The organism is Megasphaera vaginalis (ex Srinivasan et al. 2021), assembly GCF_000478965.1.
Lineage (GTDB): Bacteria > Bacillota > Negativicutes > Veillonellales > Megasphaeraceae > Megasphaera > Megasphaera vaginalis.
Window position 1 is genome coordinate 178235 of the sequence record NZ_AWXA01000008.1, and the last position, 25662, is coordinate 203896.

Here is a 25662-nt window from a genome sequence, read left to right on the forward strand (position 1 = left end):
GATAATCTCCCCTCTTCAGGTTCTTTTATTTTTTTATTTTTTCCGCATCGGGCAGCAGAGAAAGCCATTCGCTTGCCCGTTTCCCCTTGATCGGAAGCTGAGGCGACAATTCACAGAGCGGCACCAGTACGAAGGCCCGTTCCGTCAAATAGGGATGAGGAATCTGCAACTCCGCCGTATGCACGTCCCGGCGATGCCAGAGAATATCCAGGTCGATTGTCCTGGCTCCCCATTTCTCCCTACGCACCCTTCCCAATTTCGCTTCAACGGCCAAACATAAATGCAGCATCCGTTCCGGCGGCAACTGCGTCTCGACGGCAACGACAGCGTTATAGAAAACAGGCTGATCCGTCTTGCCCCACGGCGGCGTCTCATACAGGGACGAAAGAGCCGAAACCGTAAGGCCCGGAATTTTCCGGATCTCCCGAATGGCCGCGGCAAGCAAACTTTCTCGATCTCCCAAGTTGGCGCCGAGACCGATATAATAATCAGCCATTTCGCCTTCTCTCCACCGTTACCGATGCATCGCTGAAAACGGCAGGAAGCGGTGCGCCCGGTTTATGTACGGTCACAATAACACTGTCAAGCAGCGGAAAGGCCGCTAAAAGACGGGCGGCGATTTTTTCCGCAACGCCCTCAATCAGACGACACGGCGCTTCCGTCACAGCGGTGCTGATCAAAGACGTGACAGCCCCATAATCAACGGTATCGTCCAGTCTGTCACTCTCGCCTGCAGCATGCAGATCGAGCGCGAGGCTGACGTCAACCAAAAACGTTTGTCCCCGCTCCGTCTCTTCGGGAAGACAACCGTGATAAGCGAAAAAGGACAAACCGGAAATGGTAATTTTATCCATTTCATATCCTCCTGATACGGTTAATGATGTAATCAATCGGCAAGCAGCGCATCTGTCATGCGGCAAATCCGCACGATCTCCTTGACATCGTGCACCCGCATGACGGAAGCTCCCGCCACGATCCCCAGGACCGTCACGGCCGCTGTGCCTTCCATTCGTTCCGTTACCGGCAGATCCAACACCTTGCCAATAAAACCCTTACGGGAAACACCCAGAAGCAGCGGATACGGCAACTCCGTCAGTCGGCCCAAATGCCTGATAACTTCCATGTTCTGCGAAAAATCTTTGCCGAAGCCTATGCCGGGGTCAATAATGATATTCTTTTCAGCAACGCCGGCTGCAGCGGCAATTGATGCCGCCGCAGTAAAAAACGCTTTCATTTCTTCAAAAATATTGCCATACGCCGTGCCGTTCTGATTATGCATAACGATAACCGGCACTTGGTGTTTTGCGGCAACGGCCGCCATCCATCCCGGCTCTGACGCATACTGCAGTCCCCAGATATCATTCATGATATGAGCGCCGGCCGTCATGGCATAGTCCGCCGTCGCCGCCTTATACGTATCGACGGAAACGGGAACGGGACATTGAGCCACTAAGGCAGGCAGGATTTTTTCCAACCGCCCAATTTCTTCTTCTGCCGAAATCATCGTATAGCCGGGGCGCGTCGACTCGGCGCCGATGTCGATAATGTCGGCCCCGGCGGCGACCATTTCCTCCATGTGACGCAGCGCCTTGTCCCGCTCGGCCCAGGAACCGCCGTCAGAAAACGAATCAGGCGTAATGTTCAAAATCCCCATGACCAACGTCTTTCTGCCGACAATCAGAGACTTACCGTCTCGCCATGTATACTTGCGAATTTGTCTTATCATATCATTCTTCCTCTTTCAACAGTGACCAAGCCTGATCATATAATTTTGTTCCTTCACACAACATGCCGTCGGCAGCCGTCGTCACGATTTCCGTATCGGCAGCAGCCCGATTGCGCATAGTCAGACAAAGATGCTTCGCCTTGACGATAACCAGCGTCCCCGCCGTATCGACACCGGTCGAAACGGCTCGGCAAATTTCCTCCGTCAGCCGTTCCTGCAGCTGCGGGCGCCGCGCCAGAATATCGACGGCGTCGGCAAAATGACCGAAACCGGCGATCTTCCCGTTTCGAGGAAAATAGGCGATCTGAACGGTACCGAAAAAAGGCAGAATATGATGCTCGCAAATGGAGTGAAAACGAATATTCCGAACGGCAATAAGCCCCTTGCTTTCGGTCCGAATCAAATCACCCCAGACAGCAGCAGGATCTTCTGTCAGACCGGAAAAGAAATGACTGTACGCTTCTGCCACCCGCTCCGGCGTTTTTTCCATCTGCAGCACCGCCAGATCAAGTCCCAAAGCCCGCAAAAAGCGGCCGGCAGCGGCAATTGCTTCTTCATTTCGTGCCATCAGGCGCCTCCTTAAAAACGCACGTAATACGTTCCGATAAAAATCAATCCGCCAATGAGAATACAAGCGGTACTGATATATTGATACCGTATTTCCCGGGAGTTATATAAATACACATCATTCGGATTGTCGGGATTATAGCGGAAGTCAGTAACATAGCCTGCTTCAAACTCCCATTCATTGTCCCCGAAAGTGGATTGCGACCGGTATATCTTCCCATCGACAGTAAATTCGATGACAGGAAAATACAACGTATTACTGCGCATTTTCTTTTCCACAAAACCGAGCACCTTACCTGTGCCGTATGCGGTGCAATGCCGGCTGAGCGAACGCAGCTTCCACCCGTGGAAAGCGCCTAAAAGAAGTAAAAAGACCCCAATCGCACCGGGAACGTAGTACAAAATATCTGGCAAGATGATGTCCTCCTAACAAAATGAATGATCAACAGCCGCAGCCTGTGCGCCGCTGCAAAAACCATGCTAAAGTAATGCCGGCGATTCCCGTAACCAGCTGCGGCCAGCTCATGGCAAAAAAGATCGCTTGTCGTACCGTTTCGGGAAAAGAGACACAAGAAAAGAGCAGAAAGAAAGCGCCGCAAAGGACGAGCATTTTTATAAAGGCAGATACATACAATATCTTAAGGCCGCTATTTTTAAGTAGAGCAACAGCAAAGACAAAAGCGCAATTACCGCATGCAACGGGAAAGATGAAGGGAAAAAAAGGCAGCATCCCTTCAACCCAGGCAAAAACAGGCGTTATACAAGCCGTCATATAGCCGGCTGCGGCATTGATACGCAAGACGGCGACAACCAGACAAGCATTGACCAGCGAACCGATAAGAAACAGGCTGACTGCAGCCGGTAAGGGCAGGAACAGACGCAGCCCTTGTAAAACGACAGTCAGGGCCAAAAGTAACGCTGTTTCCGTGATACTTTTGATTTTATCGTTGTCCAAATCGACACTTCCCTATAACAATCATGAAAATCTGATATAATGAGGTATATCATTTTTATGTGACAACTATTTAACAAAAAATTCTTATATTGTTTTATTGTATTCCATTGAGGTGCTTCATGTCAAAACGATTTATTTCTTCCATCAACTATATGCGCGGCATCTGCATGCTCGGCGTCATCGCCATCCATGTCGGCTCCGTCGCCTTGCTCAATCCGACACCCAACTTGGCCCTCGTCGGTGTTTTGGAGATCTTATCGCGCTTTTCCGTGCCGGCATTTTTCTTTCTTTCCGCCTTCGGCATGTTTTACAGCCAACCTCTGCATGAGCCGTTCCATTATATGGCTTATCTCCGGCGGCGCCTCCGCACCGTCTTCGTGCCGTACGTGACATGGTCCCTGTTTTACTTGGCCTTCACTGCCGTTCTCAGCCATAATTGGCAAGCCTTTGCCGTGGCCAATCTGACGAAGACCTTTTTCTACGGTTTGGCGATGTACCACATCTACTTTCTCGTCATCCTTCTCTGGTTCTATCTGCTCATGCCGCTTTGGCGCCGGCTGCTGCACCTCATGGAACACGGGGCACTGCTTTCATTCATCATTCTCTTTGCAGCCAATGTTCTATTCAATTTCTATTCCAGTTATATCTGGACCTTGCACACAGATAACCCGTTTTTACAAGACGCCTTTACTTATCGTCTGAATTACATGGTTTTTCACTATCTCTTCATCTTCATGTTCGGCGCCTATACGGCAGAGCATTTCGAAGTCGTAACGGCTTGGCTCAGCCGGCACAGCAAGCTCGTCATCGCCTTCCAACTGATCGCCTCGGCAGCGATGCTGGCAGCCTACTGCGGCGTCATGACCGTTCTCGGCTACGATGCGTTGTCCGCCGTATTCACAGTCCATCAGCTCAGTCCCTGCGGCATGATTTATACCGTATCGACACTGCTTTTTCTCCTCTGGCTCTGGGAGTGCCGCCCCGTCTCCCCGGCGACACATCGGATTTTCTCGCTTCTCGGTAATTACTCTTACCCGATCTACTTGGTTCATCCCGTTTTTCTCAGTATCTGCACCGGTTTTGCCGCCCGTTACGGTATTACCTTGCGGGCCATATATATTATCATCATCTATTGTCTCGTAACGGCAGCGGCATCTCTCTGGTCAGTTGCCATCTCACGGCTGTCCCTGCCCCGCTGGCTTTCCATTTGCCTGCAAGGGAAATAACAAAACAAAAAAGCCCGTTCCTCTCGCTGACGCCGACACACGGCGACGGGAAGAACGGGCTTTTTTACGTTAACAAATACCGGCAAGTCGATTTTCGGGCATACCTGCTCCGGCGATATGCAACGCGCCAGGTAGCCGCATCGCCGAAGAAGCCGCCTTGTTTGCCTATGCAAATTGTTTAATCGCCCTTTACAGCGGCAGACCACAAATGAACGTTCTCCTTCATCCGGCATGACGGCCCTCGCTTGCAAAGCAAGAAAAGCAAAGACCGATAACAGGATACCTTATATAAATCCGCAATCGCCATCAACTGCACCCAAAACAAGTCTCGGCGTATCACACTCGCTGCATACGCCGCAGTTCCTTCGCCGCCGCAGTTCTGATCTGTCCGAGGAGCGGATAAAGATGCGCACCGGGACAATCGGTCTCATTCTTGTCGCGGTGGCCGAAAGCGAACAAGCGATTTAAGCTGTCTCTTTGTCGGATACTCTTTGTCGAAATTACCTGCCACGTTAATGCCGACAGAAGTGTAGTTGTTTCCGTACGAATGCGCGCCGACCGTAGCCAACGGGCGTCCCCGTTCAATAGTACCGTCTTTACGGATCACGTAATGATAACCGATCCCGGCCCAGCCGTTCTGCAAATGCGCCTTGTGAATAGCCGCGGCAGACGTATCCCCGTCCGGAATACCGACGTGATGGATGATGATATTTTTCGTCTGTAAACGCACCGATAAGGGCTCAACAAAAGTAAGATTCGTTTCTTTGACGCCGATTCCCTCATTAGGCGCCGCGTCCCGTTCAGGCCGGTAAACCGGCAAATGATCGTACGAATCGGAGCGGCCATCATCATATTCTCTTAACAGTCGCTGAACACGCGTCCGTATATCCGCACTTTTCATTGCGTCTCCCGTATCGGCGGCAGTTGCCGGTACGACCATGCCGAAAAAAAGCACCGCTGCAATCACTGCGCTTGAAATCTTTACTCCCATCATATCCCCCTATCCATGAGCGGCCCCGATCAGTATATGCGCCCCTTTTGCACCGCCAAAATCGTCTCCAGCAACGCCGCGCATCCTGTCGAAACATCTTGCCACGTCGCTTCGAAATCGCCGGTGTACCAAGGATCGGCCACTTCATCGTTCCTGCCGGCGTAGGACAACAACAGACGCACCTTTTCACTGCACCCCAATAAAGTGCACATGTGATGATAGTTGGCGCGGTCCATGGCAATCAAATAATCATACCGGTCATAATCATCGCAGCACAACTGTCGCGCCCGCTTGCCGTCGCATGCAATACCATGTTCGGCCAACTTTCGCTTAGCCGGCGGATAAACGCCGTTACCAATCTCCTCCGCACTTGTCGCTGCCGACTCAATCAGGAAGAAATCTCGAAGACCTGCCTTTTTAACAATATCCTTCATCACGAACTCCGCCATCGGACTGCGGCATATATTGCCGTGACAAACAAACAATATTTTAATCAATTCCCTTCCTCCAATGTACGTGAAATATTTTTCCATTGCCGATCACGTAATGGTAACACAGCCCGCTTTGTCCGATTTGTCCGAATCTGACCGACTATCAGTTAACAACATCCGCAAATAGCGAAAGCGTAACAGAACCAAGTACCTGCCGCACGCAGCAAGTACTTGGTTCTGTTAAATATAATCGACTGACAGCATATTCATGCCGCCGTACTGATCTTACCACGTAAACCGTTAATCCTCCTCTTTCCGATTCATTTCGACAAACCAACAACTTCCCCTGACATTCACGGCAATGAACCACGGGACGTAACAATTCGGCCGACCCATGATCATGCGCAAGCTGCCTATGCGGCAGATTACAAAATCATTAAATAGCTTAATTTCTAAGCTGCCTGTACGGCAGTAAATGAAGCTTTTTTTATTATATCACAAAACATGTTGCCAAGTCTGCCATCTACATATCGATAAATGAAGAAACCTGCAACTGTAAGCTATCCCCTCTAAGCTGCCTACGCGGCAGAGAACTCTCCTCGGCGGCGACAGTAAACTGTTTTCGTTTTCTAAGCTGCCTACGCGGCAGAGAACGTAAGAAAAACGTCGCTAGTTGCCGTAATTCGCCATGTGAGCAGGAACATTCTCTTGTACCCCAAAATGGATACACAGTCCCCTATGTGGCTATTTTTCTACATTTCCGGCAACACGCTAAAATTTTGGTCAAAACTCGGGAAGCGAAGATTGCGTATCTAATCCATATGACCCAAACCCTTTGCTCACAAGTTCACTACAGTCATCTTTTGCAATAAAGAGGCGAAATCGACTTTTATTGGTTGCGCTCTCCAATCTTATATAAGGATAGGTAACGTCTTCAACGGTTTCAGGAAATATATGGACGGCTTCTTCATAAGAAATCTGATGGCGACTCATAAAACGTCTCGCTTTATTTTCTTTTGTTCTTTCTTCATGATACCGGCGATATATGGCGTACTTTTTTATTTTTTCAGGAACCTGCCGTATTTTGGTAATATGGACATAGTCTTTGTAATGTATCAATACATGCCTTATATGCAAATTCGCTAATTCCTTCTCCGTCGCTGCAAAAACACGAACCTTGTTTCCTAATGTCTCACCTTTTTCGATTTTCTTATATTCCGGAAAAGATACGCCGATAGTCCCCTTATCTTTCCCTCTCATTTGTTCGGCAAACGCAATATGCAATTGTTGATAGATTTTAGACCATATGAAATTTGTCGCTATCTCCGGAGTCGGCAATATGGTCACTTCTTGATAATACTTCACCTATGTCACTCCCTGCTGCTCTGTCCAAATACGCCGCCGCGCACCAAAACGGCCATTACATAGTGTTCCTGTTCTACATCATCCAGCTGTTTTCCTAAAGCGAATTTATCAAACAACGAATAAAAGTCCGCTTTTTCTTTAGCTACACGGAACGCCTGCCCCAAGTTGGTGACAACGCCATACGGTTCGACAGCGATAGGGCCAACGCCTGCCTCCGTGCCAAACGCCGGATACCACGTATCTATTGTCCGAATAGCATTGCCCAACTTCTGAGAATGCATGGCCGCACTCCCTTGCACTTGATATAATACTTTACTTTTTTCTCCCCTCCCTTTGTCCAAGACCAATTCTTCACTGGGATATACTTCCTGCCCGATACCCAATAATGCATACGCATTTACGCGAATAAATACATGCGGCCGCTTCCCGCTTAATGCGGCAGCTATTTTTTCTGCCAATTCATCAATCCGACTATTCCCTTCAAAATTTTTCAAGGAATAGTCATACCCATTGAAGATCCATTCCATGCCGTCTGCCGTCACATGCACTTCGATTTGTTCAGCGCCCATTCGATTTCTCCAAAGAAATCTTGCATTCGCAATATTGATTGCATACCGACGCGCCAATTCGGTGAACCCATTTTTTTGAATATACGCTTCTGCCGCATGCTTGTATTTCCAACCAAATTCCGCATGATTGCAGGCTGAAGGGGCTTCTACTCCGCTTAAAACCTTAAGCGTATATGAAAGTTTCAACGTGTCCTGCTTCATGTCCAACGCACAGGCATCAACCCGTTGTAAGTTTGCTTTCTCCACTTCTGCATTCAGTTTTGCCGGATCGTTCTGTACCGTCGGCTTCAGTCGATTGGATATCGTCCCGCGCACCGATTTCGTAACGACGGATAAGGGCTTTATTTCGCTTTCATCAAAACGGTTTTCCCAAGTCGTACCATACATATATCCATCAGACAGGACCAGTTTTTTTCATACGATAATACGGATGCGATTTCCAAGTTTTTTGTCGCCATACCAATTTCTCCTCTCCAGCAGCACCTTATTCAACTGCACTCACATAAATACAAGCCGTTTTCCCGGTCATACCGATATTGCCACATCATGGCTTCAACAGAATCAAACCGGTACGGCATAATAAACTCACCTAAAGTAACGATCGGCTCAACAAAATGATGCTCATATCTCTCATCTCGCTGATAAGCGGCCTTAATTGCCCCCGTGATATCGTTAAAGCCGACAGCCAGCGGAACAATCCACCCTTCACTTCCGTCCCGCCGGCCTATCCATTGCTTGATCTTGCCGTCCTTGTCCGGGTCCGCGCTATGGCGTACGCATAAACAGCTCAGCAGTTGATCCAGTGCGTCTCCATTTCCCTTAGCCGCTTCCATCAAGTCTTTGCGCTCGATTACCACATATCCGGGCATCAATTTTCGTCGAAGGGCACGTTGATCGCATTTATCATTTTCATCTATCACCTCGATCTGAATATGCATCTGTTCCACATTATTTTCAATATCACCGCCACAGATTTTAAGTCCCGGCAACTGCCGGTGAATGACCTCCAGAAGTTCATCTTCCGTATCAGGATCATATCCTTCAATCTCGATCAATAAGGTCACCGAAAGATGACACCGCGCTTCTTCTATAAACGGCGGTCGTTCGTAATTACCCGTCTTCTTGCTCTTTTTTAAAGGATTAGCCGTACCGATAACAGAGTTTTTATAATCATGCGGCCCTCTATATAGTTGAACATCACAGTTATGGCAAGACACGGCAACGCGAGGCAGCCGAATACGGGAAAAGCCATGACTGTGTAATTGTCTTTGCAAGGCGTGAACAGCACCTAGCCATCCCGTCATGGCAGGAAAGCCGATCGTGTACTGACTGCTCATGGCATTCGCATTATGAATTTTCAATCTTGATATAAGCAAATACTGCTTCATTGCACTGCCCTCCCATCGGATTACACCGTTTCACGGATTGCCGTATGTATACGGTGTTTCAATGCCTTAAATTCACCGTCGCCCAATTGAACCTTCTCCTTGCCCATGATGCGTTCGTATGATTTCATGATCCATCGGGCAAATGCCTTGTCGATCGATTCTTGCCATTCCTCTTCCTGCGCGCGTATGACGTCATACTTCTGATCCAGCCAAATTTTCTGATCTTTCGGCAAATAATTATTGTCCGCATCCGTCCATCCCGGTTCTACTTGTCGCAAGGCATACACGTTGAGCACAACCTGATCGATGATGGTATCTTCAATATTACGCGCCCGGCAACGGCTGATTCTATTATTGACTTTACAGGTATACACATCATGCAGCTGCCGAAAGAAGATTTGAAAGTTTCTGATCCACAAGGTATCAAAAAAATCATACCGCGGTTTGGTAACCGTTCGAGCCCGCAAAACAGGCGGATTTGACGGCAAAAGGCAGGTTCTGCCGCCGGCGGCATTGTTCAAGAAGGAAATATTCTGCGGCTTCGTCCCGCCAAAGGAGACTTCTGTCAGATCATATACTTCTGCATAAGGCTGTCCGTATGATTCCGATTCTTTATCTTTGGCCATCTTTTTTATATTTTCCATATCCCGCAGGCGCTTACGCAATTCCATCATCACACTGGACGGCGGCAGAACCGTCAACAGATGATACGAATCTTCTTTAAGCGGAAAATAGACTTGCCGCAACCGTTCATCACTTACATCGCATCCGTCCGGCTGTACGGCCTGCAGTATCAGTCTGCGGATTTCCTGATAATCTGCCTGTAAATTCTGCATTTCCATCTTGATAAAATCACTGTCGTCGAAAAAATTCTCATACACAGTCCGGCCATTCTCCAACGGCAGCAGCAGCAGTTTCGCGGCGCCGAGATAACTGGCCCCAGTCGAAATATCTACAGGGCATCTGACTGCAGATGTCAAAACATAAGGCGAATCCTGCACAGTGTTCGGTTTTACCAGCACCTTCACATCTGCACTCGGGTGAACAAATTTACCCACATGAGTGGCAAAGGTACACTTCGCCGCGTTCTTGGCCGTTTTTCTCAGCCACTCCTCTTTGGAAACAGCCCCTTTTTCCTTTGCCGCTTCCTGCTGAAGATAATCCATAAAAATGCTCATCTGTTAACCTCCAATCGCACTCATTTTACAGCTTCCTTCGCCCTATTTCCGATAAAGCCCGTATTGATCAGAATAGTAATAACCGTCGCCATTGCCCGCGTTATCGGGAAAACTCAGCAGTCCGTATTGCTGACACAGTTTTTCCAATTGCTTTTCTTCATCAACCGCATCAGATGCGGTCAGGGAAAGATTCGCCTGCAATGTTTGATAATAATCCCGCTGTAACCAAAACCTGTCACTGTTTACAGGTTCGCAAATTTCGATCTGGTACAACTCGCCTCGAGGCACAAACAGCCCCGTCTTGTCATCTTTTTCTTGAAATGACAAATGCCCGTCACTATAGCAAAGACACACCTCTACTTGAAGTCTCCCGGCGCGAAAAGGATTAATCTGTTGCGGCATGCCGGTCATCCACCAGACCTCTTCCTGCCATCCGTGTATGTACGCCGGCCCGTTTTTCGATAAGTCTTTAAAATCCTCCATCACTTTATGCTCAAGAGCCGCTAACGAATATGCCGGATCTGCAGTCGGATCCTTCTGTATGCGCGGCGTCGCATCAATACCGCGTCGTAAGACGGCTTCATCAAGGAGATCGTTCATCGTATGACTTTTTAAACGATATGCCGCCGTTTCAAATCCCGGTCGATCAAAGGCCGGTCCCTTTCGGAGAATCCCCGCTTCCATTTTGAGGCCTTTCAAATTATAACCGAGAATAGCAATATTCTCGTGTTGTATATCCTGTTGCAGAAGACGATGCCGCAATATGCGCCCTATTAACTGAATGATGGCTCTGTAGGAAAAAGGTTCAATCACGGCCCAGTCGAAATCATGATCCCTGCCGACAGCTTCAATGGGTGTCGCCACCACCAGAAAGATCACATTCTCTTCTTTCGCATTATCGATGTGGTTACGCAATACTTCATCTTCAATGTCTACCGTCGCCGCCAACGGCTTCTTTCGCTTCAGCACACGATCCAAATACCGTTCTTGCTCATGACGCAAAAGCAGTACTTGTTGGCTATGATATACCATGATCCGCGGCGCGATTTGCTCCGGCCATGCCGTCCGAACCAAATAATCTCCCAGCAATACGCAAGGACGGATGTTGTTCATACCGATGACTCCGCAGGAAACGTGTTTACCCGTTTTCTTGTCTGTAAAGCTATTGCGGCGATGCAGATCAATAACGGTTTGTTTGATTTTTTCAAAATAAGCCTGCTCCAGTTCATCTTCAGACAGGAATTTTAACGGATCGCAGTCCACAATATATCCCTTGCGTTTTATCAGTTCTTTGCTCAAGCGTACCACGCGCTTATCAACGAAAGTTTGATGCATTTGTCGATAAAAATTCCCTGCCTTCGTTATATCCGCTACCGCAATCGATCTCGTCTGCGTCCGAAATTCATCACACCATGCACAGACAATATTCAGATCTTTGCCAAAAAAAGCAGCAAAACACTTTTGCCCCTCTTGATAGGCTGAAAATAATCCTTCGGCAAGATCTGGCGAAATCGTTGCTGAAGAGATCGTTACATGATGACCGAGCATGCCTGCAAGATGAACTACTCTGGCAATGGCAACCAAATCCTGCTTGCCGAAATCATCGATCTCGTCGATAACGATATCTGACGACATGAGCCGCAATAACGGCAGCATATACTTGCCGCCGTGAGTGGCTTCCGTCGCCGGCATGATATGGTCAATCGTCGATACCAGCACAGGAGAGTAAAGCAATCGTTTATTTTTTATTGCCGCCTTGTTTTTTTGCTGATCAAAAAAGATATCGAGAAACGGTTCTTTTTCCGGATATATGCCGTTCAAAACGCCGGCAAACGATTCCTCTTCGTCCAGATAGGATGTTTCTCCGTTATCCGATCGCTTCCGCTCTTCATCGTACAGCTTCCTCACCGCCGATGAGCCGATTAAAACCGCCATTTCATCCGCTGTCAGGCCGATTCGGTTGCGATATTCCTCGCCGGTCTGCAAGGTCAACGTACGAAGCCCTAAAAGCAGATTATAGCGAAGCGTTTTATGATCTTCCGAAATGGCCTGCATCAGCTTGGCATTGGCAAAAGTTTTTCCGCACCCGGTACTGGCCATATTGACAATAAAATACCCGGAAACAGATTTATTGCCGCATTTCAATTGCTTTTGACATTCGATCAGCTTTTGTACAGCCGTATCTTGCCAACGGAAAGGGGCGGGACTTCGCTTCCGCAGCGAACGGACATCTTTTACAGATGCCATGCCGCCGGAAAACACCGGCAAATAGTGGGCAATACGAGCGGCTTGCCCGGCTACCTTCACCAAATGTTCATCCAACCGTTGTTTCAGTTCCCCTTTATATGTGTTCGCATACAACTCGGTATTGCCCTGCCGGTCTTCTTCTCCTTTGCCGGATGAGATAAAATAATCGCTCAGCATCAGACTCAATCGTGAGTATAGCAATACTAACCGAAAATCCCCTTTCTTCATCAAGGCGATCAATGCGTCTTTTTCCTGCAATAACCGGGGGACCCATTTCCTCAGCGCCTTTCGCCATGCAGAAGATTCCAGCAACAGCCCCTTTGAAAAGGTAACGTTTGTGTGCGCAGCCCCATTATCATATCCCCAGGCGGCATCGATGCGCGACATCATATCCGAAAAAGAAGTCGATCGCAGGTCATAGTATTTCTTGCACTTATCTTTTTGTAAAACCGGCAGCCGATGATGAGACAAGATCAACCAACAAAGCATTGCCGCCAGAGGCGGTAAATTGCGAAGTTTATTCCTTAATCCTTCGTTCACAGCTTGCGCAAGCGCATCGGCAGAAAAATCTCCCAGAGACAGCCGCGTCAGCCAGGCCGTATCGTCATCGGCAGAGCCGGTCAATGCGACCAATCCGGAAATCAGCCGGCAAGATATCCACTCGTGCCGGTAAGGATCCTTGCTCAACGACTGACGGCGTAATTTATGCTGAAAATGATCGGCCGCCTTGCCCCAGTCATGGAACAGCGCCGCAACAGCTGACAAGGCCTTTATTTCAGGCAGATGGAGCCAATCATTTTCCCACTCATCATGACGGATATTCTTTTGGGTATAATTCACCGGTACGACCCCCTCTTGATTAAAGCGGGAACGGTCTCCTACCATCCACACCAACTCGCTGCGGTTCCGTGACCGAATCCACCGGCAAGAAACGGACATACTTTTGGTCGCATGCTTTTGCAGGAGCGATTTCACCATTTAAAGTCCCTCAGCAGTAATAACCGTCTGCCAAGTCTCCTTCCCGATCCGATTGGCGAAGGCATCTAAAATCCGCGCCGTCGTCTTTATGGCTTTTTTATCGCTTTGACTGGTAAAAATAACCATCATTGGCAGACACCATCCCGACTCCAATACAGACTCCGTTCTTTTATGCGGTCATACATATATTCCAAGGCTTTATGTTCGGTAAATTTCTGTAAACACAATTCGCGGAATTCCCGATTCGTATATCCCTGATAGGCGGCAATAAACGCCCAAGGTAAAATCAAGCTGTCTTTGATCAAATCGGCCACATCAAATACCAACGCGCCCCGCCTGGTCTTGCCGTGCATTAATGCAAAGCCGTGCGGAATTCCCAGCACCCATAAGGCGGAAGCTGCCAATCCATAGGCCAAGTAATTGCCGTGATTCAAAAATATATTCGCCGTATCATTGGCTTCCGAATCGCGCACGAAAGACGCTAACTCCGTCTTCGCAGCCGCATATCGATAAAGCCGTTTGGAAAACAGCGCCTCTGCTGCCAGTAATTCTTTACCATTACGGCTGCCGGCAATACCTTTTTCGAAGCCCTGCAAGGCCTGCTCCATTTTTTCATCGTCCGCATAAAATCCGGCGTTGTTCAATTCTCTGTCTTTCTCCCATACGTGCTGCAAATACGCACAGCGGTCACGCTGCAAGCGCTGAGCCGCCTGCAGCCTACGCTCCTCATCAAACCAGAACGATAACCAGCCCTGCACGTATTGTGTCGGCCTGTACTCGCTCTGCGGATTCATCCAGACAATTTCAGTTCCGGCTATCAGCGGCGTGCCGCCACCGCCGCTGAAACCCACCAGGACACCGGCTGCAGACAGTAATCGCATCGCGGCTTGTGTAATTGATGTCCCTGTTCCCAATAAGATAACCGTTGTGTTGGCAATCGGGATATTCCAGTATTGTTGCCGCTTGTTTCCGTCTGTCAAATATACGACGCGGCCATCTTTCTGCATAACGCGGCACATTTCCAGATAATAGATATTGGCACGTTTAGAAAACATAATAGATTTCAATTCCGATGGCGTAAACGTTTGCTGCATAAAGCTCATCTCCAGTTAAGACAAGATATATACCGTTTTTCCCTTCATGTATTTTCATTATATCGTTTATCGAAAAAACTTTCCATCTAAATGCCGTCGTTATCCGCTGTTCATTGACGGGGCGAAAATGATTACCTTCCACTCCATAAAAACATCCCCTGACACCGGTTTCCATGCCTACCTGATGTCAGAGGATATAAAACACCTGTTAAACGCCTTACGTATCGTCATTCCCTTCGAAACGCCGTGGCCCTTTTCAAGCCCTCTGCCGGACACGACCGTTGACAAGGCAACCGATTTCATCCGGAATCAGTTGCCCCGGTTCAGCATAAACACTTTGCGCCGTTTTTCACCGGTCCAACATGGTCCCTACAAGCTTGACGCATTCGGCCGCGTCCTTTGAGTACCCGTCAGCACCGATCTCGACAGCGAATCCCGGCGTCACGGCAGCGCCGCCGATGATGATTTTCCCATTGTAACCGGATGCCGCCGCTTTGGCAATAACCGCCTTCATCTGCATCATCGTCGTCGTCATCAGTGCCGAAAGACCGACGACAGCCGCATGTTCCGCCATGGCTGTCGCAATGATCCGACTGGCGGGCACGTCTTTTCCCAAATCAATAACATGATACCCATAGTTGCGCAGCATAAGGGCAACAAGATTCTTGCCGATATCGTGAACGTCACCTTCGACGGTGGCAATGACGATCGTCGCTTTCTCTTCCGCAACATTTCCCTGCAGCAGCGGCTCCAGAAAATGAATGGCTTTTTCCATCGTATTGGCGCCGGCAATCAGTTGCGGTAAAAAATACACTTGCTGATCAAAAAGTTCGCCTACGCGGTTAATTGCAGGAATAAGAAATTTATTAATAATGGTTTCCGCCGATTTTCCCTTATCCAATTCCGCTTTTGTCAATGAAATGATCGTTCCTTTTTCCCCTTTGAGAACAGCTTCAAAAACGGGATTATCCTCTTCTCTGTCCGTTTCCGCCCGAACAGCGGTGCCGCCGTTTTTTTCCGCCGTCTGCAACGATACGGTCCGGCTGCCGTACGGTTCCATTCGTTGGATATATGCCAAGTCGCTGCCTTCATGATTCATCAGCAAATTAGCAGCGGCAGCGGCCTGAAGCAGCAGTTCCTGTGACGGATTGGCGATAGCCAGCGTCAGGCCGCCGGCAGCGGCCATGGTCAGAAACGCAGCATTGACGAAAAGCCGCTGCGGCAACCCGAACGAAATATTGGAAAGCCCGCAGATTGTCGCCAATCCGAGCGAATTACGGCAATACGCGAAGGTATCAAGGCAATCCAGCGCAGCTCGCGGCGCGGCGCCGACAGTAGCGGCAAGACCGTCGACGACGATGTCTTCACGAGCCAGACCGGCGGCTTCGGCGGCAGACGTCAACGCCCGGATAATCCGATGCTTCTCATCCTGCGTCGCAGGAATTCCGTCGTCGGAAAGGGGCAGCAAAATGAACATGGCTCCATATTTTCTGATAACCGGCAGCAGTTTTTCATATTTCGCCGTTTCATAAGAAACGGAGTTGAGCAGCGCCCTGCCGGGATAGCGGCGCAGCGCCGCCGCCAAAACATCGGGATAACTGGAATCAATGCAGAGCGGCAAGTTCGTTACGCCCGTTATTTCATCAATCGCCTGCAGCATTGTCGCTTTTTCATCGATACCGTTCATCCCCATATTGACATCAAGAACGGCTGCTCCTTTTTCTTCCTGTTCCCGCGCCATGGCCCGCACCAAGTCGAAGGTACCGGCACGCAATTCTTCTTGCAACTTCTTTTTCCCTGTCGGATTAATCCGCTCGCCGACGATCTGTAAGGGCCCGTCGAGACGAATATCCAAAACGGAGCGCTCTGAAGAAATGACGCGCCGTTTCTCTTTTTTTACGGGAAGCGGCTCCATGGTCCCGACAGATTCCGCCAAGACGCGAATGTGCTCCGGCGTCGTGCCGCAGCAGCCGCCGACAATTCGGGCGCCGGCGGCGACCAGCCGGCAGCAGGCGGCGCCGAAATCACCGGGAGTCATCGTATAAACGGTCGCGCCGTCTGCCAATGCGGGAAGTCCGGCATTGGGCTTGGCAATGATGGGAACCGTCGCATAAGCATACATTTCCTCTACAATCGGAAGCATGCCGTCCGGACCTGTCGAGCAGTTCAGACCGACAGCATCGACGCCCAGGGACTGAAGCGTCACGACGGCTGCGGCAGGCGGCGTGCCGAAGAGGGTTCTGCCGTCATTTTCAAAAGTCAGCGTCGCCATAACCGGCAAATCACAACTCTCTTTTACAGCCAAAACGGCTGCCCTCGTCTCTTGGAGACTCATCATCGTTTCAATGACAAAAAGGTCGGCGCCGCCGTCTGCCAGTGCGACTACCTGCTCTTTATACACATCGACGAGCTCTTCAAAATGAAGCTCCCCCAACGGCCGAAGCTGCCGGCCGGTCATCGTCATATCGCCGGCTACAAACGCTTTACCGGCAGCCGCTTCTTTAGAAAGCGCGACCAGATCACGATTCATTTCCGCCAATCTGTCGGCCAGGCCGTATTCGCCCAGCTTGATCCGATTCCCGGTAAAGGTCGGCGCATAAAGAATCTGCGTTCCGGCGACGACGAATTGCCGCTGCAAGTCGATCATGGCTGTACGGTTCTCCAGAATCCAGGCTTCCGGGCAAACCCCGACGGGCAATCCCGCTTGCTGTAAGTTCGTTCCCGTCGCCCCGTCAAGCATAACGATACCGTCTGCGATCAACTGTTGAAACTCGTCTCTTGTCATCCCTACCTACTCCTATCTGCGGGCCCCTACACCCCTGACTTCGTTAAAAATCCATATAGTTTATGTACAACTGCCGGAAAGCGGCATCACCTGCCAGCGCGACTTCCCTTGCTGATGCGATGATCTTGCGGAGCCTTTCTTCGCCGTCTCTCTCCGTCAGCAAAGCGACGGCGCCGGCTAATGAAGTATTACCGACATTGACGGTTCTGGCCGCCAATTCCCGGGGCAGCAAGCCAACGGCCGCCGCTTTTTCGGCCTTCAGGAAATAGCCGAAACCGCCTGCCAGATACAATGTGCCGACATCACCGTAAGTTAAGCCGCAGTGCTGCAAAAGCGCTTCCAATCCGGCGCGAACGGCTCCTTTGGCCAGTTGGACCTGCCGTATATCCTGCTGCGTCAGCGTCAATACCGTCCCGTCTTGTTTGCGCGCTATCGGAAAACCGCCGGAAAAATACGGGGCTGCCAATTTTCCGGATCGATCAACGAACCCCGCCTGCAGCAACGCCGCCAACGCTTCAATCACTCCGGTACCGCAAAGACCGGCGGCAGGCGCGCAATCAATGGTCCTGACCGCCGCTTTCCCGTCGATGATGTCCACCGCTGCAACGGCTCCGGGCACACTCCCCGTTCCGCAGCTCAGCTGGCCGCCTTCCAAGGCCGGTCCCGCCGCCGCAGAGGCGACGTAAAGCATCCCCTCTTTAGCTACCGCCATCTCTCCGTTCGTCCCCAAATCAAGAAAAACGGCGTTTTTTCCGTCGCTGTCCAAGCGGCAGGCATAAAGGCCGGCAACAACGTCGGCACCGACGTACGTGCTAATACCCGGAACGATGCGGATACGGCACGCCGCCGGCCCGGCGTAATCGGGAAATATCCGCCGCCACGGCAATACGTCCCCGCCTAAAGAAACAGGCGTAAACGGCCACCGGCCCAAGCCGCTGCAATCGAGGCCAAGAAGCAGATGCGTCATCGTCGTATTACTGGCGACAACAATTTCGCCGCAGTCGGCAAAAGTGCCTTCGTAGCGCTGCCAAAGCCGTTGCAAAGCGCCATAGATATCACGGCAGACGAGCCGGCGCAGGGCTGCCGCATGACCTGCGGCAGCCGCCTGAATGCGGCTGATGACATCGGCGCCGTAAACACGCTGACTGTTAACGGCTGTTACCGTATCGACGACCTTTCTCGCCGTTAAATCGACTAAGGACACGGCAATCGTCGTTGTCCCCACATCGACGGCGGCACCGAAGCGATGTCCGGCAGCCGCTTTTTTCAACGGCTCCGTCAACGTACCGACAGCGCGAAATGAATTCTCCTCACCTTGCGATACACAAACGGTAACGGGCTCCTGCGGCACAGCCTTGCAGGCCAGCCGCCACCCCCGGTCAAGTTCTTCAGCCGACAACGTTGCCAAATCATCGTAGGTCACATCGAGATGACCGTTGTACAGACGTACACGGCACTTACCGCAGCTGCCGTTACCGCCGCAAGCGGCTCCAAGAGACACGCCGTTACGGCGCAGAAACGTCAGAACGGATTCGCCCGGCGGGCAGGTATATACTCTCCCGGCAGCAGCCGACCGACGCAATGTACAGGTATCATTGCCGCATTGCCGACACGGATTGATTCCCGCACCTGCATCCGCATCTGTATGGGCCGTTAAATCAAAAAGAAAGCACATGGTCTTACTGGGCAGCACCATGCCTGTAGCGGTCATGGATACGCCAATGCGCCGCCGGGCTTCCGTCATCTCCAGGATACGTCGCACAGACTCCGGTTCGAGGCCGTTTCCGACTTCACGACGCCCGGCAACGCCTCTGCCTTTTTCCCGGCAAAGATCGCCTATCGTCTTTCTGATCTGTTCTTCAAAAGCGAACAGGCAACTATCGGCTATGGCATTGATCCAAAGCGCCTCGTCCTCCTCGTGCCGTGCAAACAACCGTGCCACATAATCGGAAATGGCAGCGCCCAACGTCATGACAACATATAGGGAACATTTTTCGAAAGCCAATATGGCCCTCGGCCGGATCAACATTCGCACCTGCCGTTGATATTGCTCGTAGCGAGCCGATTTATCCCCGACTCCCAGCAAGCGAAGGACGGTATCGGTGTCGGGAACGATCCGGCTGCCCGTAAGCGCGCGAATATCTGCCATCGTCATTCACGCCGATCTTTCCGGCATCGCAATTCCATCACCGCCATATGCCGACCGGTTTTCCCCTGAGACTTCCGGTACGAATAAAACAGATCATCCCGTTCATATGTACAAAGACCGCAATCGTCCAAATGTTCCGGCAGAATTCCCGCGTCCAAGAGCAAAAGACGATGTGCGCCCGGCAAGTCGAAAAGATATTTCCCCCCGCCTTTATCCTTTGCCAGGGACAACGTCCGTTCCGCGCCGAAGCATGCAGTAAACCCGTCGATAACGTCCCGTCCCACCTCGAATGACCTCTGGCGGATCGTCGGACCGATAGCGGCCAGAATATCGGCAGGAGAAGAACCGTAATCGCGACACATCGCTTCTACCGTGCAACCTGCAATATTTGCCGCCGCGCCGCGCCAGCCTCCATGACTCAGCGCAATGACGTGCCGCTTCGGATCATAAAACAAAAGCGGCGTACAATCGGCAAAATTCATTGTCAGCGGCACGCCGGTCCTGTCAGTAATCAACCCGTCACACGCCGCTACGGCTGTATTTCTGTCAACGGCGCCGCGGCCGCAATCCGCTTCGGAAACGGCAACGATATTGGTTCCGTGGACCTGGCTGCAACTGATGATCGCCGCCGGATCAACGCCGACAGCCGTTAAAAAACGCCGTCTGTTCTCAACGATGCGCCACGGCTCGTCGCCAGTGGAAAAACTCATATTCAACGTTGAAAAGTCACCTTCGCTGACGCCGCCGCAACGCGTCGAAACGGCGGCGACCAAGTCGGCAACAGACGAAAATATGGAAAAGGCCGTAAAAGAAATGCCGTTTTTTTCATCAATCATGGTCAAACTCCTCCTCACTCACCGATACGCTTCCGCCATATATGCAAAGCGATTGCCACTAGTATAGCATACTTTCCCTCATGTCCATAGAAAAAAAACGGTTCCGCACCTTTGCCGCCGCCTCGGTTAATCAGGAAAATCACTCAGTCGGTCTCCTCTCCCTCTGGCATCAAGCATACGAATATGGTATAGTTAAAACAGAACGTAAATTATTTATCCCAGGAGGCCTATTATGGAGTTTACCCTTAAACCGCAATCAACGGCGGAAGTTTCAGAAATCGTTACGGAAGACAATACTGCCATCAAATTTGCCAGCGGCACGGCGCCAGTATATGCTACGCCGGCCTTAGTCGGCTTAATGGAAAACGCGGCAGTTCACGCCGTCGGCAGCCAATTGCCGGAAGGATACGGTACCGTCGGCATCTCGATGAACGTCAAGCATTTATCGGCAACACCGATCGGACTGACGGTCACGGCCAAGGCCACGCTGACCGCACAGGATCGCCGTAAATTGACATTTAAAGTCGAAGCCTTTGATACCGCCGGCGCTGTCGGCGAAGCCGTTCACGAACGATTTATCATCGAATCGGCGCCTTTTCTCGCCAAGGCGGAAGGCAAAAAAAAATAAATGAAAAAGAGATGTGAAAATAGTTCACATCTCTTTTTTTATATTTAACTGCGCAGCGACGCACAGCGATTACCGAATGCCGGCCAATCTGGCCGGATTCATCGCCGCATCAAACGCATCGCCGCTAATCCAGCCGCTGGCCAACGCCGCTTCTCGAAGCGTTAGTCCTTCTTTGGCCGCCGTCTTCGCTATCCGGCAAGCTTTATCATAGCCTACGAGCGGCACCAGACCGGTTACGAGGATCAGGGAACGGTGAAGATTTTCATCGATCTTGTCATAGTTCGGTTTCATGCCGGCAATGCAATGAACACGGAAAGAATCCATAACATCTGTCAGAAGGCGAATCGATTGTACCAGATTATAAGCGATAACAGGCATGAAAACATTCAGTTCAAAATTTCCCTGACTGGCCGCTACGCCGACGGTAACATCATTACCCATGATTTGGACGGCAACCATCGTCACGGCTTCGCATTGCGTAGGATTGACCTTCGACGGCATAATAGAGCTGCCCGGTTCATTCTCAGGAATGACCAGTTCGCCGATACCGCAGCGCGGTCCAGACGCCAGCCAGCGGACGTCATTGGCAATCTTCATTAAATCGCAGGCCAACGCTTTAAGCATGCCGTGAACGACAACCAGTTCGTCTTTACTGGTAAGGGACTGAAATTTATTCGGCGCCGTGCGGAATTTTTCGCCCGTAAGACGGCTCAACGTTTCGGCGAAAGCCACATCGTAACCTGCCGGACAATTGATGCCTGTGCCGACAGCTGTTCCGCCCATGGCCAAATCGCGAAGAAAATCACTGCCGGCGGTGAGCATTTCCCGATTCCGCTCCAACATGCGCGCCCAACCGCTGATTTCCTGTCCCAGCGTCAGCGGCGTCGCGTCCTGCAAATGTGTTCTGCCGATCTTCACGACGGCGGCGTAGGCCTCCGCCTTGCGGCTCAGTTCTCCATAGAGGGCCTCCAACGCGGGAAACAATTTTTGCCTAAGCAACAACAGACCGGCCCCATGAAGGGATGTGGGAAACACGTCATTCGAACTCTGTGAACGGTTGACGTGATCGTTGGGATGAACGGTCACGTCCTTTCCCTGTTCGCCGAGCAGTTCCATCGCCCGGTGTGCGATCACTTCATTCACGTTCATATTGAATTGCGTGCCGCTGCCTGTCATCCAGACGGCTAGCGGAAAGTTTCCCGCCAATTTTCCTGCCAGTATTTCATCGCAGACGGCTGCAATCGCATCGGCTCTGTCGGCGTCAAGTACGCCGAGGTCTTTGTTTACCAAAGCCGCCGCTTTTTTGATATAAGCAAAGACGGTAATCAATTCGGACGGAATCTTTTCCGTACCGATGCGAAAATTTTCCAGACTCCGCTGCGTCTGCGCCCCCCAAAGCTTATCCGCAGGAACGCTGATTTCTCCCATTGAATCTCTTTCGATACGATAGTCCATGCCGTTTCCTCCCATACAAAAGCTGCATGCCTCGCCCTCCCGGCAGCAAGAGACATGCAGCACAATCATTACCGTAAATGACGCAATCCTTTGGCGCCGATATCATGACGTACTTGTTGACCGTCAAAAGAAATTTCGGCAACAGCGGCGTATGCCTTATCAATCGCGGCCTGCAATGAAGGGCCTTCGGCCGTCACGCCGAGCACGCGTCCGCCATTTGTAATGTAGGAATCATCCCTTTTCTGCGTGCCCGAATGAAAAACGACGGCACCGGCGGCAGCCGCCGCTTCAAGGCCATTGATCCGATCGCCTTTATGTGACGAAGCCGGATAGCCCTGAGACGCCATAATGACACAACAGGCAGCTCCCGCTTTCCAGTTGACCATCTCCGGCTGAAGCGTACCTTGCGTACAGGCATACATGATCTCCGCCAGATCTCCGTCAAGAAGCATCAAGACGGCCTGCGTTTCGGGATCTCCGAAACGACAATTAAATTCCACGACTTTAGGCCCGTCTTCGGTAATCATCAATCCGGCATAAAGACAGCCCTGATATGTAATCCCTTCAGTCGCCAAAGCGGCAACTGTCGGAACGAGAATCGTATCCATAACCGTCTGCCGCAGCGCTTCCGTCAGGACAGGCGCCGGCGCATAAGCGCCCATGCCGCCGGTATTGGGGCCTTCATCGTGATCAAAAATACGCTTATGATCTTGGGCGGAAATCATGGGCACAATCGTTTTGCCGTCAACGAAAGCCAGTAGACTGACCTCTTCTCCAGTCATACATTCTTCAACAACGACACGCCCGCCCGATTCGCCGAAGATTTTATCTCCCATCATCGATTTAACGGCGGCAACCGCCTCTTCCACAGTCTGTGCGACGACGACCCCTTTGCCGGCTGCCAGTCCGTCCGCCTTGACAACGACAGGCGCACTGCCGTTCCGGATAAAGTCGACGGCAGCCTTTTCGTCGGTAAAGGTCTCGTACGCCGCCGTGGGAATATGATATTTTTTCATCAGACTTTTGGCAAAAACTTTAGAACCTTCCAGCTGCGCCGCCGCCTGGTTCGGCCCGAAAACAGCCAACCCTCTCGCCCGGCATCGATCGGCCAATCCTTCCGTAAGCGGTACTTCCGGCCCGACGACGACAAGATCGACGCCTTCTTTTTCACAATATGCGGCAATGCCGTCCAGATCGGCTAGCGGAACAGCAACGCATTCGGCAAATTCAGCCATTGCCGCACTGCCGGGAATAGCATAAAGCTTTTCGATCTGCCGGCTTTGCGCTAATTTCCACGCCAAGGCATGTTCGCGGCCACCGCCGCCAATAACTGCCGCCTTCATCACGCTTTCGCTCCCTTCGTCACTTCTTCTCTCAGATATGCGGAAATGGCCGAATCGTATTGCGCCGTATGCGTAAAGGCTTCACAGGCCAGCTCCAGCCGGTAAGCATCACTGAACTCACCGTCTTTTTCCAAGATGGAAATGATTTGGTCGTATTTGGCCGGATTCGTAACGACGGCGACATACTTGTTGTTTTTTGCCGATGCGCGAACCATGCAGGGCCCGCCGATATCAATGTTTTCGATAGCTTCCGCAAGTGTTACGTCCGCTTTGGCAATCGTCTGTTCAAAAGGATACAGGTTGACGACAACAAGATCGATTCCCGTAATATCATGCTCTTTCATCGCCTGAACGTGCTCCGGATTGTCACGGATTGCCAAGATCGCACCATGAATCTTCGGATGCAAAGTCTTGACGCGGCCGTTCATCATTTCCGGAAAACCGGTGACATCCTGCACGGCCATGACCGGTACGCCGGCGTCCTGCAGCGCTCTCATCGTCCCGCCGGTAGAGATTATTTCAATCCCGAGCCCGGTCAGCGCTTGTCCCAGTTTTACAATGCCCGTTTTATCAGAAACACTGAGTAATGCACGTTTTACTTTCATTGCCGACTACCTCCTCAATCAACCGTTAATGGTAACAATATTTCCGTTCACCTGCAATTTATCATCGCAAAAGAGAGTGACACATTCCACATAAGCCGGATGCTCTTGCGTCAAAATCCGGGCAGCCAGCGTGTCTTCCGTATCATCGGCGTAAACCGGAACGGCCCGCTGCGCGATAATCGGACCCGCATCCATATCAGGAACGACAAAATGAACCGTACAGCCGGCAATCTTCACGCCGGCGGCGACAGCCTGCCCCTGCGCATGAAGGCCGCGAAATGACGGCAGTAAAGCCGGATGTATATTGATGATCTTATTTTCGTAATGACTGATAAACGTACTGCTCAAAAGGCGCATAAACCCCGCCAGGCAGATCAAATCCGCCCGATACGGCGCGATAGCCTGCAAAATGAAAAGTTCAAAGTCTTCTCTGGAAGCAAATTTCTTCCGATCTGCGAGAATCGCCGGAACGCCCCATTCTTCAGCTTTACTGAGAATACCGGCGCCGGGAATATCACAAACGACGGCGTTGATTTCACCGTTAATTTTGCCGGAAGCGACGGCATCATGAATCGCTTCCGCATTGCTGCCTCGTCCCGACGCAAAAATGACGATCCTTTTTTTAGTCATCAAACACGCCTCCCTTGAGAACGACCCGTTCACCGCCTCCGGTTGTCTTGCCAATGATATAGGCCTTTTCGCCGGCCTTGGCAAGAGCGGCCATAACGGCATCCGCTTCTTCTCCGGCGACGATCATGATCATGCCGATTCCCATGTTGAAAGTGCGGTACATCTCTTTGTTGTCCACGTTCCCCCACTTTTGGAGAAGACCGAAAACAGGCAGCTGCGGCCAAGAGGTCACATCGATTTCGACGCCGATACCTGGCGGCAATACACGCGGTATATTTTCGTAAAAACCGCCGCCCGTAATGTGCACCATGCCCTTGACGTCAAAATTGCGAATAATGGGCAGACATACCTTCGGATAAAGCCGCGTCGGCGTCAATAGACATTCCCCGATCGACATGCCCAATTCATCAACGTACTGATCCGGCTGCATGTTCATCCGTTCAAAGACAATCTTACGGACCAACGAAAAGCCGTTGGAATGAATCCCTGTAGAAGGCAACCCGATCAACACGTCAT

At 51.0% G+C, this 25662-nt stretch carries 23 protein-coding genes and 1 pseudogene; 2 read left to right on the forward strand and 22 right to left on the reverse strand.

Translation table 11 applies throughout. The features are described 5' to 3' along the window. Window positions 1-25 precede the first annotated feature (25 nt). Genes folK through HMPREF1250_RS02800 form a run of 6 tightly spaced genes read right to left on the reverse strand, consistent with a single transcriptional unit; the run spans window position 26 to window position 3248 of the window. A complete protein-coding gene (gene folK / locus HMPREF1250_RS02775) occupies window positions 26-496 on the reverse strand; it encodes a 2-amino-4-hydroxy-6-hydroxymethyldihydropteridine diphosphokinase (RefSeq protein WP_023052964.1) in 471 nt (156 codons plus the stop codon). Continuing rightward, complete coding sequence (gene folB, locus HMPREF1250_RS02780) at window positions 489-854, reverse strand: dihydroneopterin aldolase (protein ID WP_023053061.1); 366 nt, start codon at window positions 852-854, stop codon at window positions 489-491. Before folB ends, folK begins: the two co-directional genes overlap by 8 nt. A gap of 32 nt (window positions 855-886) precedes the next feature. After that, entirely contained in the window at window positions 887-1726 is an 840-nt protein-coding gene (folP, locus tag HMPREF1250_RS02785) for a dihydropteroate synthase (protein WP_023052950.1), read from the reverse strand. 1 nt (window position 1727) lies between these two features. Further along, entirely contained in the window at window positions 1728-2294 is a 567-nt protein-coding gene (gene folE, locus HMPREF1250_RS02790; RefSeq protein ID WP_023052931.1) for a GTP cyclohydrolase I, read from the reverse strand. Window positions 2295-2305: 11 nt separating this feature from the next. After that, on the reverse strand, window positions 2306-2707 hold the full coding sequence (locus tag HMPREF1250_RS02795; protein ID WP_023053051.1) for a DUF3592 domain-containing protein: 402 nt from the start codon (window positions 2705-2707) through the stop codon (window positions 2306-2308). A gap of 28 nt (window positions 2708-2735) precedes the next feature. After that, window positions 2736-3248, reverse strand: a complete 513-nt coding sequence (locus HMPREF1250_RS02800) for a hypothetical protein (protein ID WP_023052954.1) — start codon at window positions 3246-3248, stop codon at window positions 2736-2738. Window positions 3249-3367: 119 nt separating this feature from the next. Here HMPREF1250_RS02800 and HMPREF1250_RS02805 point away from each other — a divergent pair, with 119 nt between their 5' ends. After that, window positions 3368-4474: an acyltransferase gene (locus HMPREF1250_RS02805; protein WP_023053097.1), complete on the forward strand. Its 1107-nt coding sequence runs from the start codon at window positions 3368-3370 to the stop codon at window positions 4472-4474. Window positions 4475-4901: 427 nt separating this feature from the next. On the opposite strand, the gene HMPREF1250_RS02810 is transcribed toward HMPREF1250_RS02805, so the two are convergent. The 11 genes and pseudogenes from HMPREF1250_RS02810 to pgeF form a co-directional block, all read right to left on the reverse strand. Continuing rightward, window positions 4902-5468 carry a peptidoglycan recognition family protein gene (locus HMPREF1250_RS02810; protein ID WP_231391270.1) on the reverse strand — a complete coding sequence of 189 codons (567 nt, stop codon included), beginning with the start codon at window positions 5466-5468 and terminating at the stop codon, window positions 4902-4904. 26 nt (window positions 5469-5494) lie between these two features. After that, entirely contained in the window at window positions 5495-5962 is a 468-nt protein-coding gene (locus tag HMPREF1250_RS02815; RefSeq protein ID WP_023053049.1) for a low molecular weight protein-tyrosine-phosphatase, read from the reverse strand. Between the two features lie 717 nt (window positions 5963-6679). Beyond that, entirely contained in the window at window positions 6680-7261 is a 582-nt protein-coding gene (gene cas6f, locus HMPREF1250_RS02820) for a type I-F CRISPR-associated endoribonuclease Cas6/Csy4 (protein ID WP_023053116.1), read from the reverse strand. A gap of 5 nt (window positions 7262-7266) precedes the next feature. After that, window positions 7267-8217 carry a type I-F CRISPR-associated protein Csy3 gene (gene csy3 / locus HMPREF1250_RS02825; RefSeq protein ID WP_023053015.1) on the reverse strand — a complete coding sequence of 317 codons (951 nt, stop codon included), beginning with the start codon at window positions 8215-8217 and terminating at the stop codon, window positions 7267-7269. Between the two features lie 101 nt (window positions 8218-8318). Continuing rightward, the gene (csy2, locus tag HMPREF1250_RS02830) at window positions 8319-9218 is read right to left on the reverse strand and encodes a type I-F CRISPR-associated protein Csy2 (RefSeq protein ID WP_023052957.1); all 900 of its coding nucleotides are present in this window, start codon (window positions 9216-9218) and stop codon (window positions 8319-8321) included. Window positions 9219-9238: 20 nt separating this feature from the next. Beyond that, entirely contained in the window at window positions 9239-10396 is a 1158-nt protein-coding gene (locus HMPREF1250_RS02835; protein ID WP_023053042.1) for a CRISPR type I-F/YPEST-associated protein Csy1, read from the reverse strand. A gap of 42 nt (window positions 10397-10438) precedes the next feature. Further along, window positions 10439-13750: pseudogene (cas3f, locus tag HMPREF1250_RS02840) on the reverse strand (type I-F CRISPR-associated helicase Cas3f). Further along, window positions 13747-14715: a type I-F CRISPR-associated endonuclease Cas1f gene (cas1f, locus tag HMPREF1250_RS02845; protein ID WP_023053060.1), complete on the reverse strand. Its 969-nt coding sequence runs from the start codon at window positions 14713-14715 to the stop codon at window positions 13747-13749. The pseudogene cas3f and the gene cas1f overlap by 4 nt, the downstream one beginning before the upstream one ends. A 349-nt stretch (window positions 14716-15064) precedes the next feature. After that, window positions 15065-17500 carry a homocysteine S-methyltransferase family protein gene (locus tag HMPREF1250_RS02850; protein WP_023053039.1) on the reverse strand — a complete coding sequence of 812 codons (2436 nt, stop codon included), beginning with the start codon at window positions 17498-17500 and terminating at the stop codon, window positions 15065-15067. Between the two features lie 43 nt (window positions 17501-17543). Continuing rightward, window positions 17544-19655, reverse strand: a complete 2112-nt coding sequence (locus tag HMPREF1250_RS02855; RefSeq protein WP_023052952.1) for an ASKHA domain-containing protein — start codon at window positions 19653-19655, stop codon at window positions 17544-17546. Then, entirely contained in the window at window positions 19652-20485 is an 834-nt protein-coding gene (pgeF, locus tag HMPREF1250_RS02860; protein ID WP_023053000.1) for a peptidoglycan editing factor PgeF, read from the reverse strand. Before pgeF ends, HMPREF1250_RS02855 begins: the two co-directional genes overlap by 4 nt. A 232-nt stretch (window positions 20486-20717) precedes the next feature. Here pgeF and HMPREF1250_RS02865 point away from each other — a divergent pair, with 232 nt between their 5' ends. Then, window positions 20718-21113 carry a thioesterase family protein gene (locus HMPREF1250_RS02865; RefSeq protein ID WP_023053086.1) on the forward strand — a complete coding sequence of 132 codons (396 nt, stop codon included), beginning with the start codon at window positions 20718-20720 and terminating at the stop codon, window positions 21111-21113. A 69-nt stretch (window positions 21114-21182) separates the two neighbouring features. Here HMPREF1250_RS02865 and fumC read toward each other — a convergent pair whose 3' ends face one another. From fumC to HMPREF1250_RS02890, 5 genes are all read right to left on the reverse strand, one after another. Next, window positions 21183-22568 (reverse strand): class II fumarate hydratase, encoded by a 1386-nt coding sequence (fumC, locus tag HMPREF1250_RS02870; protein WP_023052969.1) that lies wholly within the window; start codon window positions 22566-22568, stop codon window positions 21183-21185. Between the two features lie 68 nt (window positions 22569-22636). After that, on the reverse strand, window positions 22637-23911 hold the full coding sequence (purD, locus tag HMPREF1250_RS02875; RefSeq protein WP_023052963.1) for a phosphoribosylamine--glycine ligase: 1275 nt from the start codon (window positions 23909-23911) through the stop codon (window positions 22637-22639). Continuing rightward, the gene (locus tag HMPREF1250_RS02880) at window positions 23911-24516 is read right to left on the reverse strand and encodes an MGS-like domain protein (protein ID WP_023053090.1); all 606 of its coding nucleotides are present in this window, start codon (window positions 24514-24516) and stop codon (window positions 23911-23913) included. The genes purD and HMPREF1250_RS02880 overlap by 1 nt, the downstream gene beginning before the upstream one ends. Before the next feature lie 18 nt (window positions 24517-24534). Then, on the reverse strand, window positions 24535-25146 hold the full coding sequence (gene purN / locus HMPREF1250_RS02885) for a phosphoribosylglycinamide formyltransferase (protein ID WP_023052974.1): 612 nt from the start codon (window positions 25144-25146) through the stop codon (window positions 24535-24537). Continuing rightward, a partial coding sequence (locus HMPREF1250_RS02890; RefSeq protein WP_023053009.1) for a phosphoribosylformylglycinamidine cyclo-ligase occupies window positions 25139-25662 on the reverse strand: 524 nt, incomplete at its 5' end. The genes HMPREF1250_RS02890 and purN, both read right to left, overlap by 8 nt.

Coding starts and splice junctions, on each gene's coding strand:
- folK (WP_023052964.1), bottom strand. CDS start 496: ATGGCTGATTATTATATCGGTCTCGGCGCCAACTTGGGAGATCGAGAA.
- folB (WP_023053061.1), bottom strand. CDS start 854: ATGGATAAAATTACCATTTCCGGTTTGTCCTTTTTCGCTTATCACGGT.
- folP (WP_023052950.1), bottom strand. CDS start 1,726: ATGATAAGACAAATTCGCAAGTATACATGGCGAGACGGTAAGTCTCTG.
- folE (WP_023052931.1), bottom strand. CDS start 2,294: ATGGCACGAAATGAAGAAGCAATTGCCGCTGCCGGCCGCTTTTTGCGG.
- HMPREF1250_RS02805 (WP_023053097.1), top strand. CDS start 3,368: ATGTCAAAACGATTTATTTCTTCCATCAACTATATGCGCGGCATCTGC.
- HMPREF1250_RS02810 (WP_231391270.1), bottom strand. CDS start 5,468: ATGATGGGAGTAAAGATTTCAAGCGCAGTGATTGCAGCGGTGCTTTTT.
- csy3 (WP_023053015.1), bottom strand. CDS start 8,217: ATGTATGGTACGACTTGGGAAAACCGTTTTGATGAAAGCGAAATAAAG.
- csy2 (WP_023052957.1), bottom strand. CDS start 9,218: ATGAAGCAGTATTTGCTTATATCAAGATTGAAAATTCATAATGCGAAT.
- HMPREF1250_RS02835 (WP_023053042.1), bottom strand. CDS start 10,396: ATGAGCATTTTTATGGATTATCTTCAGCAGGAAGCGGCAAAGGAAAAA.
- cas1f (WP_023053060.1), bottom strand. CDS start 14,715: ATGCAGCAAACGTTTACGCCATCGGAATTGAAATCTATTATGTTTTCT.
- HMPREF1250_RS02850 (WP_023053039.1), bottom strand. CDS start 17,500: ATGACAAGAGACGAGTTTCAACAGTTGATCGCAGACGGTATCGTTATG.
- HMPREF1250_RS02855 (WP_023052952.1), bottom strand. CDS start 19,655: ATGACGATGGCAGATATTCGCGCGCTTACGGGCAGCCGGATCGTTCCC.
- pgeF (WP_023053000.1), bottom strand. CDS start 20,485: ATGATTGATGAAAAAAACGGCATTTCTTTTACGGCCTTTTCCATATTT.
- HMPREF1250_RS02865 (WP_023053086.1), top strand. CDS start 20,718: ATGGAGTTTACCCTTAAACCGCAATCAACGGCGGAAGTTTCAGAAATC.
- fumC (WP_023052969.1), bottom strand. CDS start 22,568: ATGGACTATCGTATCGAAAGAGATTCAATGGGAGAAATCAGCGTTCCT.
- purD (WP_023052963.1), bottom strand. CDS start 23,911: ATGAAGGCGGCAGTTATTGGCGGCGGTGGCCGCGAACATGCCTTGGCG.
- HMPREF1250_RS02880 (WP_023053090.1), bottom strand. CDS start 24,516: ATGAAAGTAAAACGTGCATTACTCAGTGTTTCTGATAAAACGGGCATT.
- purN (WP_023052974.1), bottom strand. CDS start 25,146: ATGACTAAAAAAAGGATCGTCATTTTTGCGTCGGGACGAGGCAGCAAT.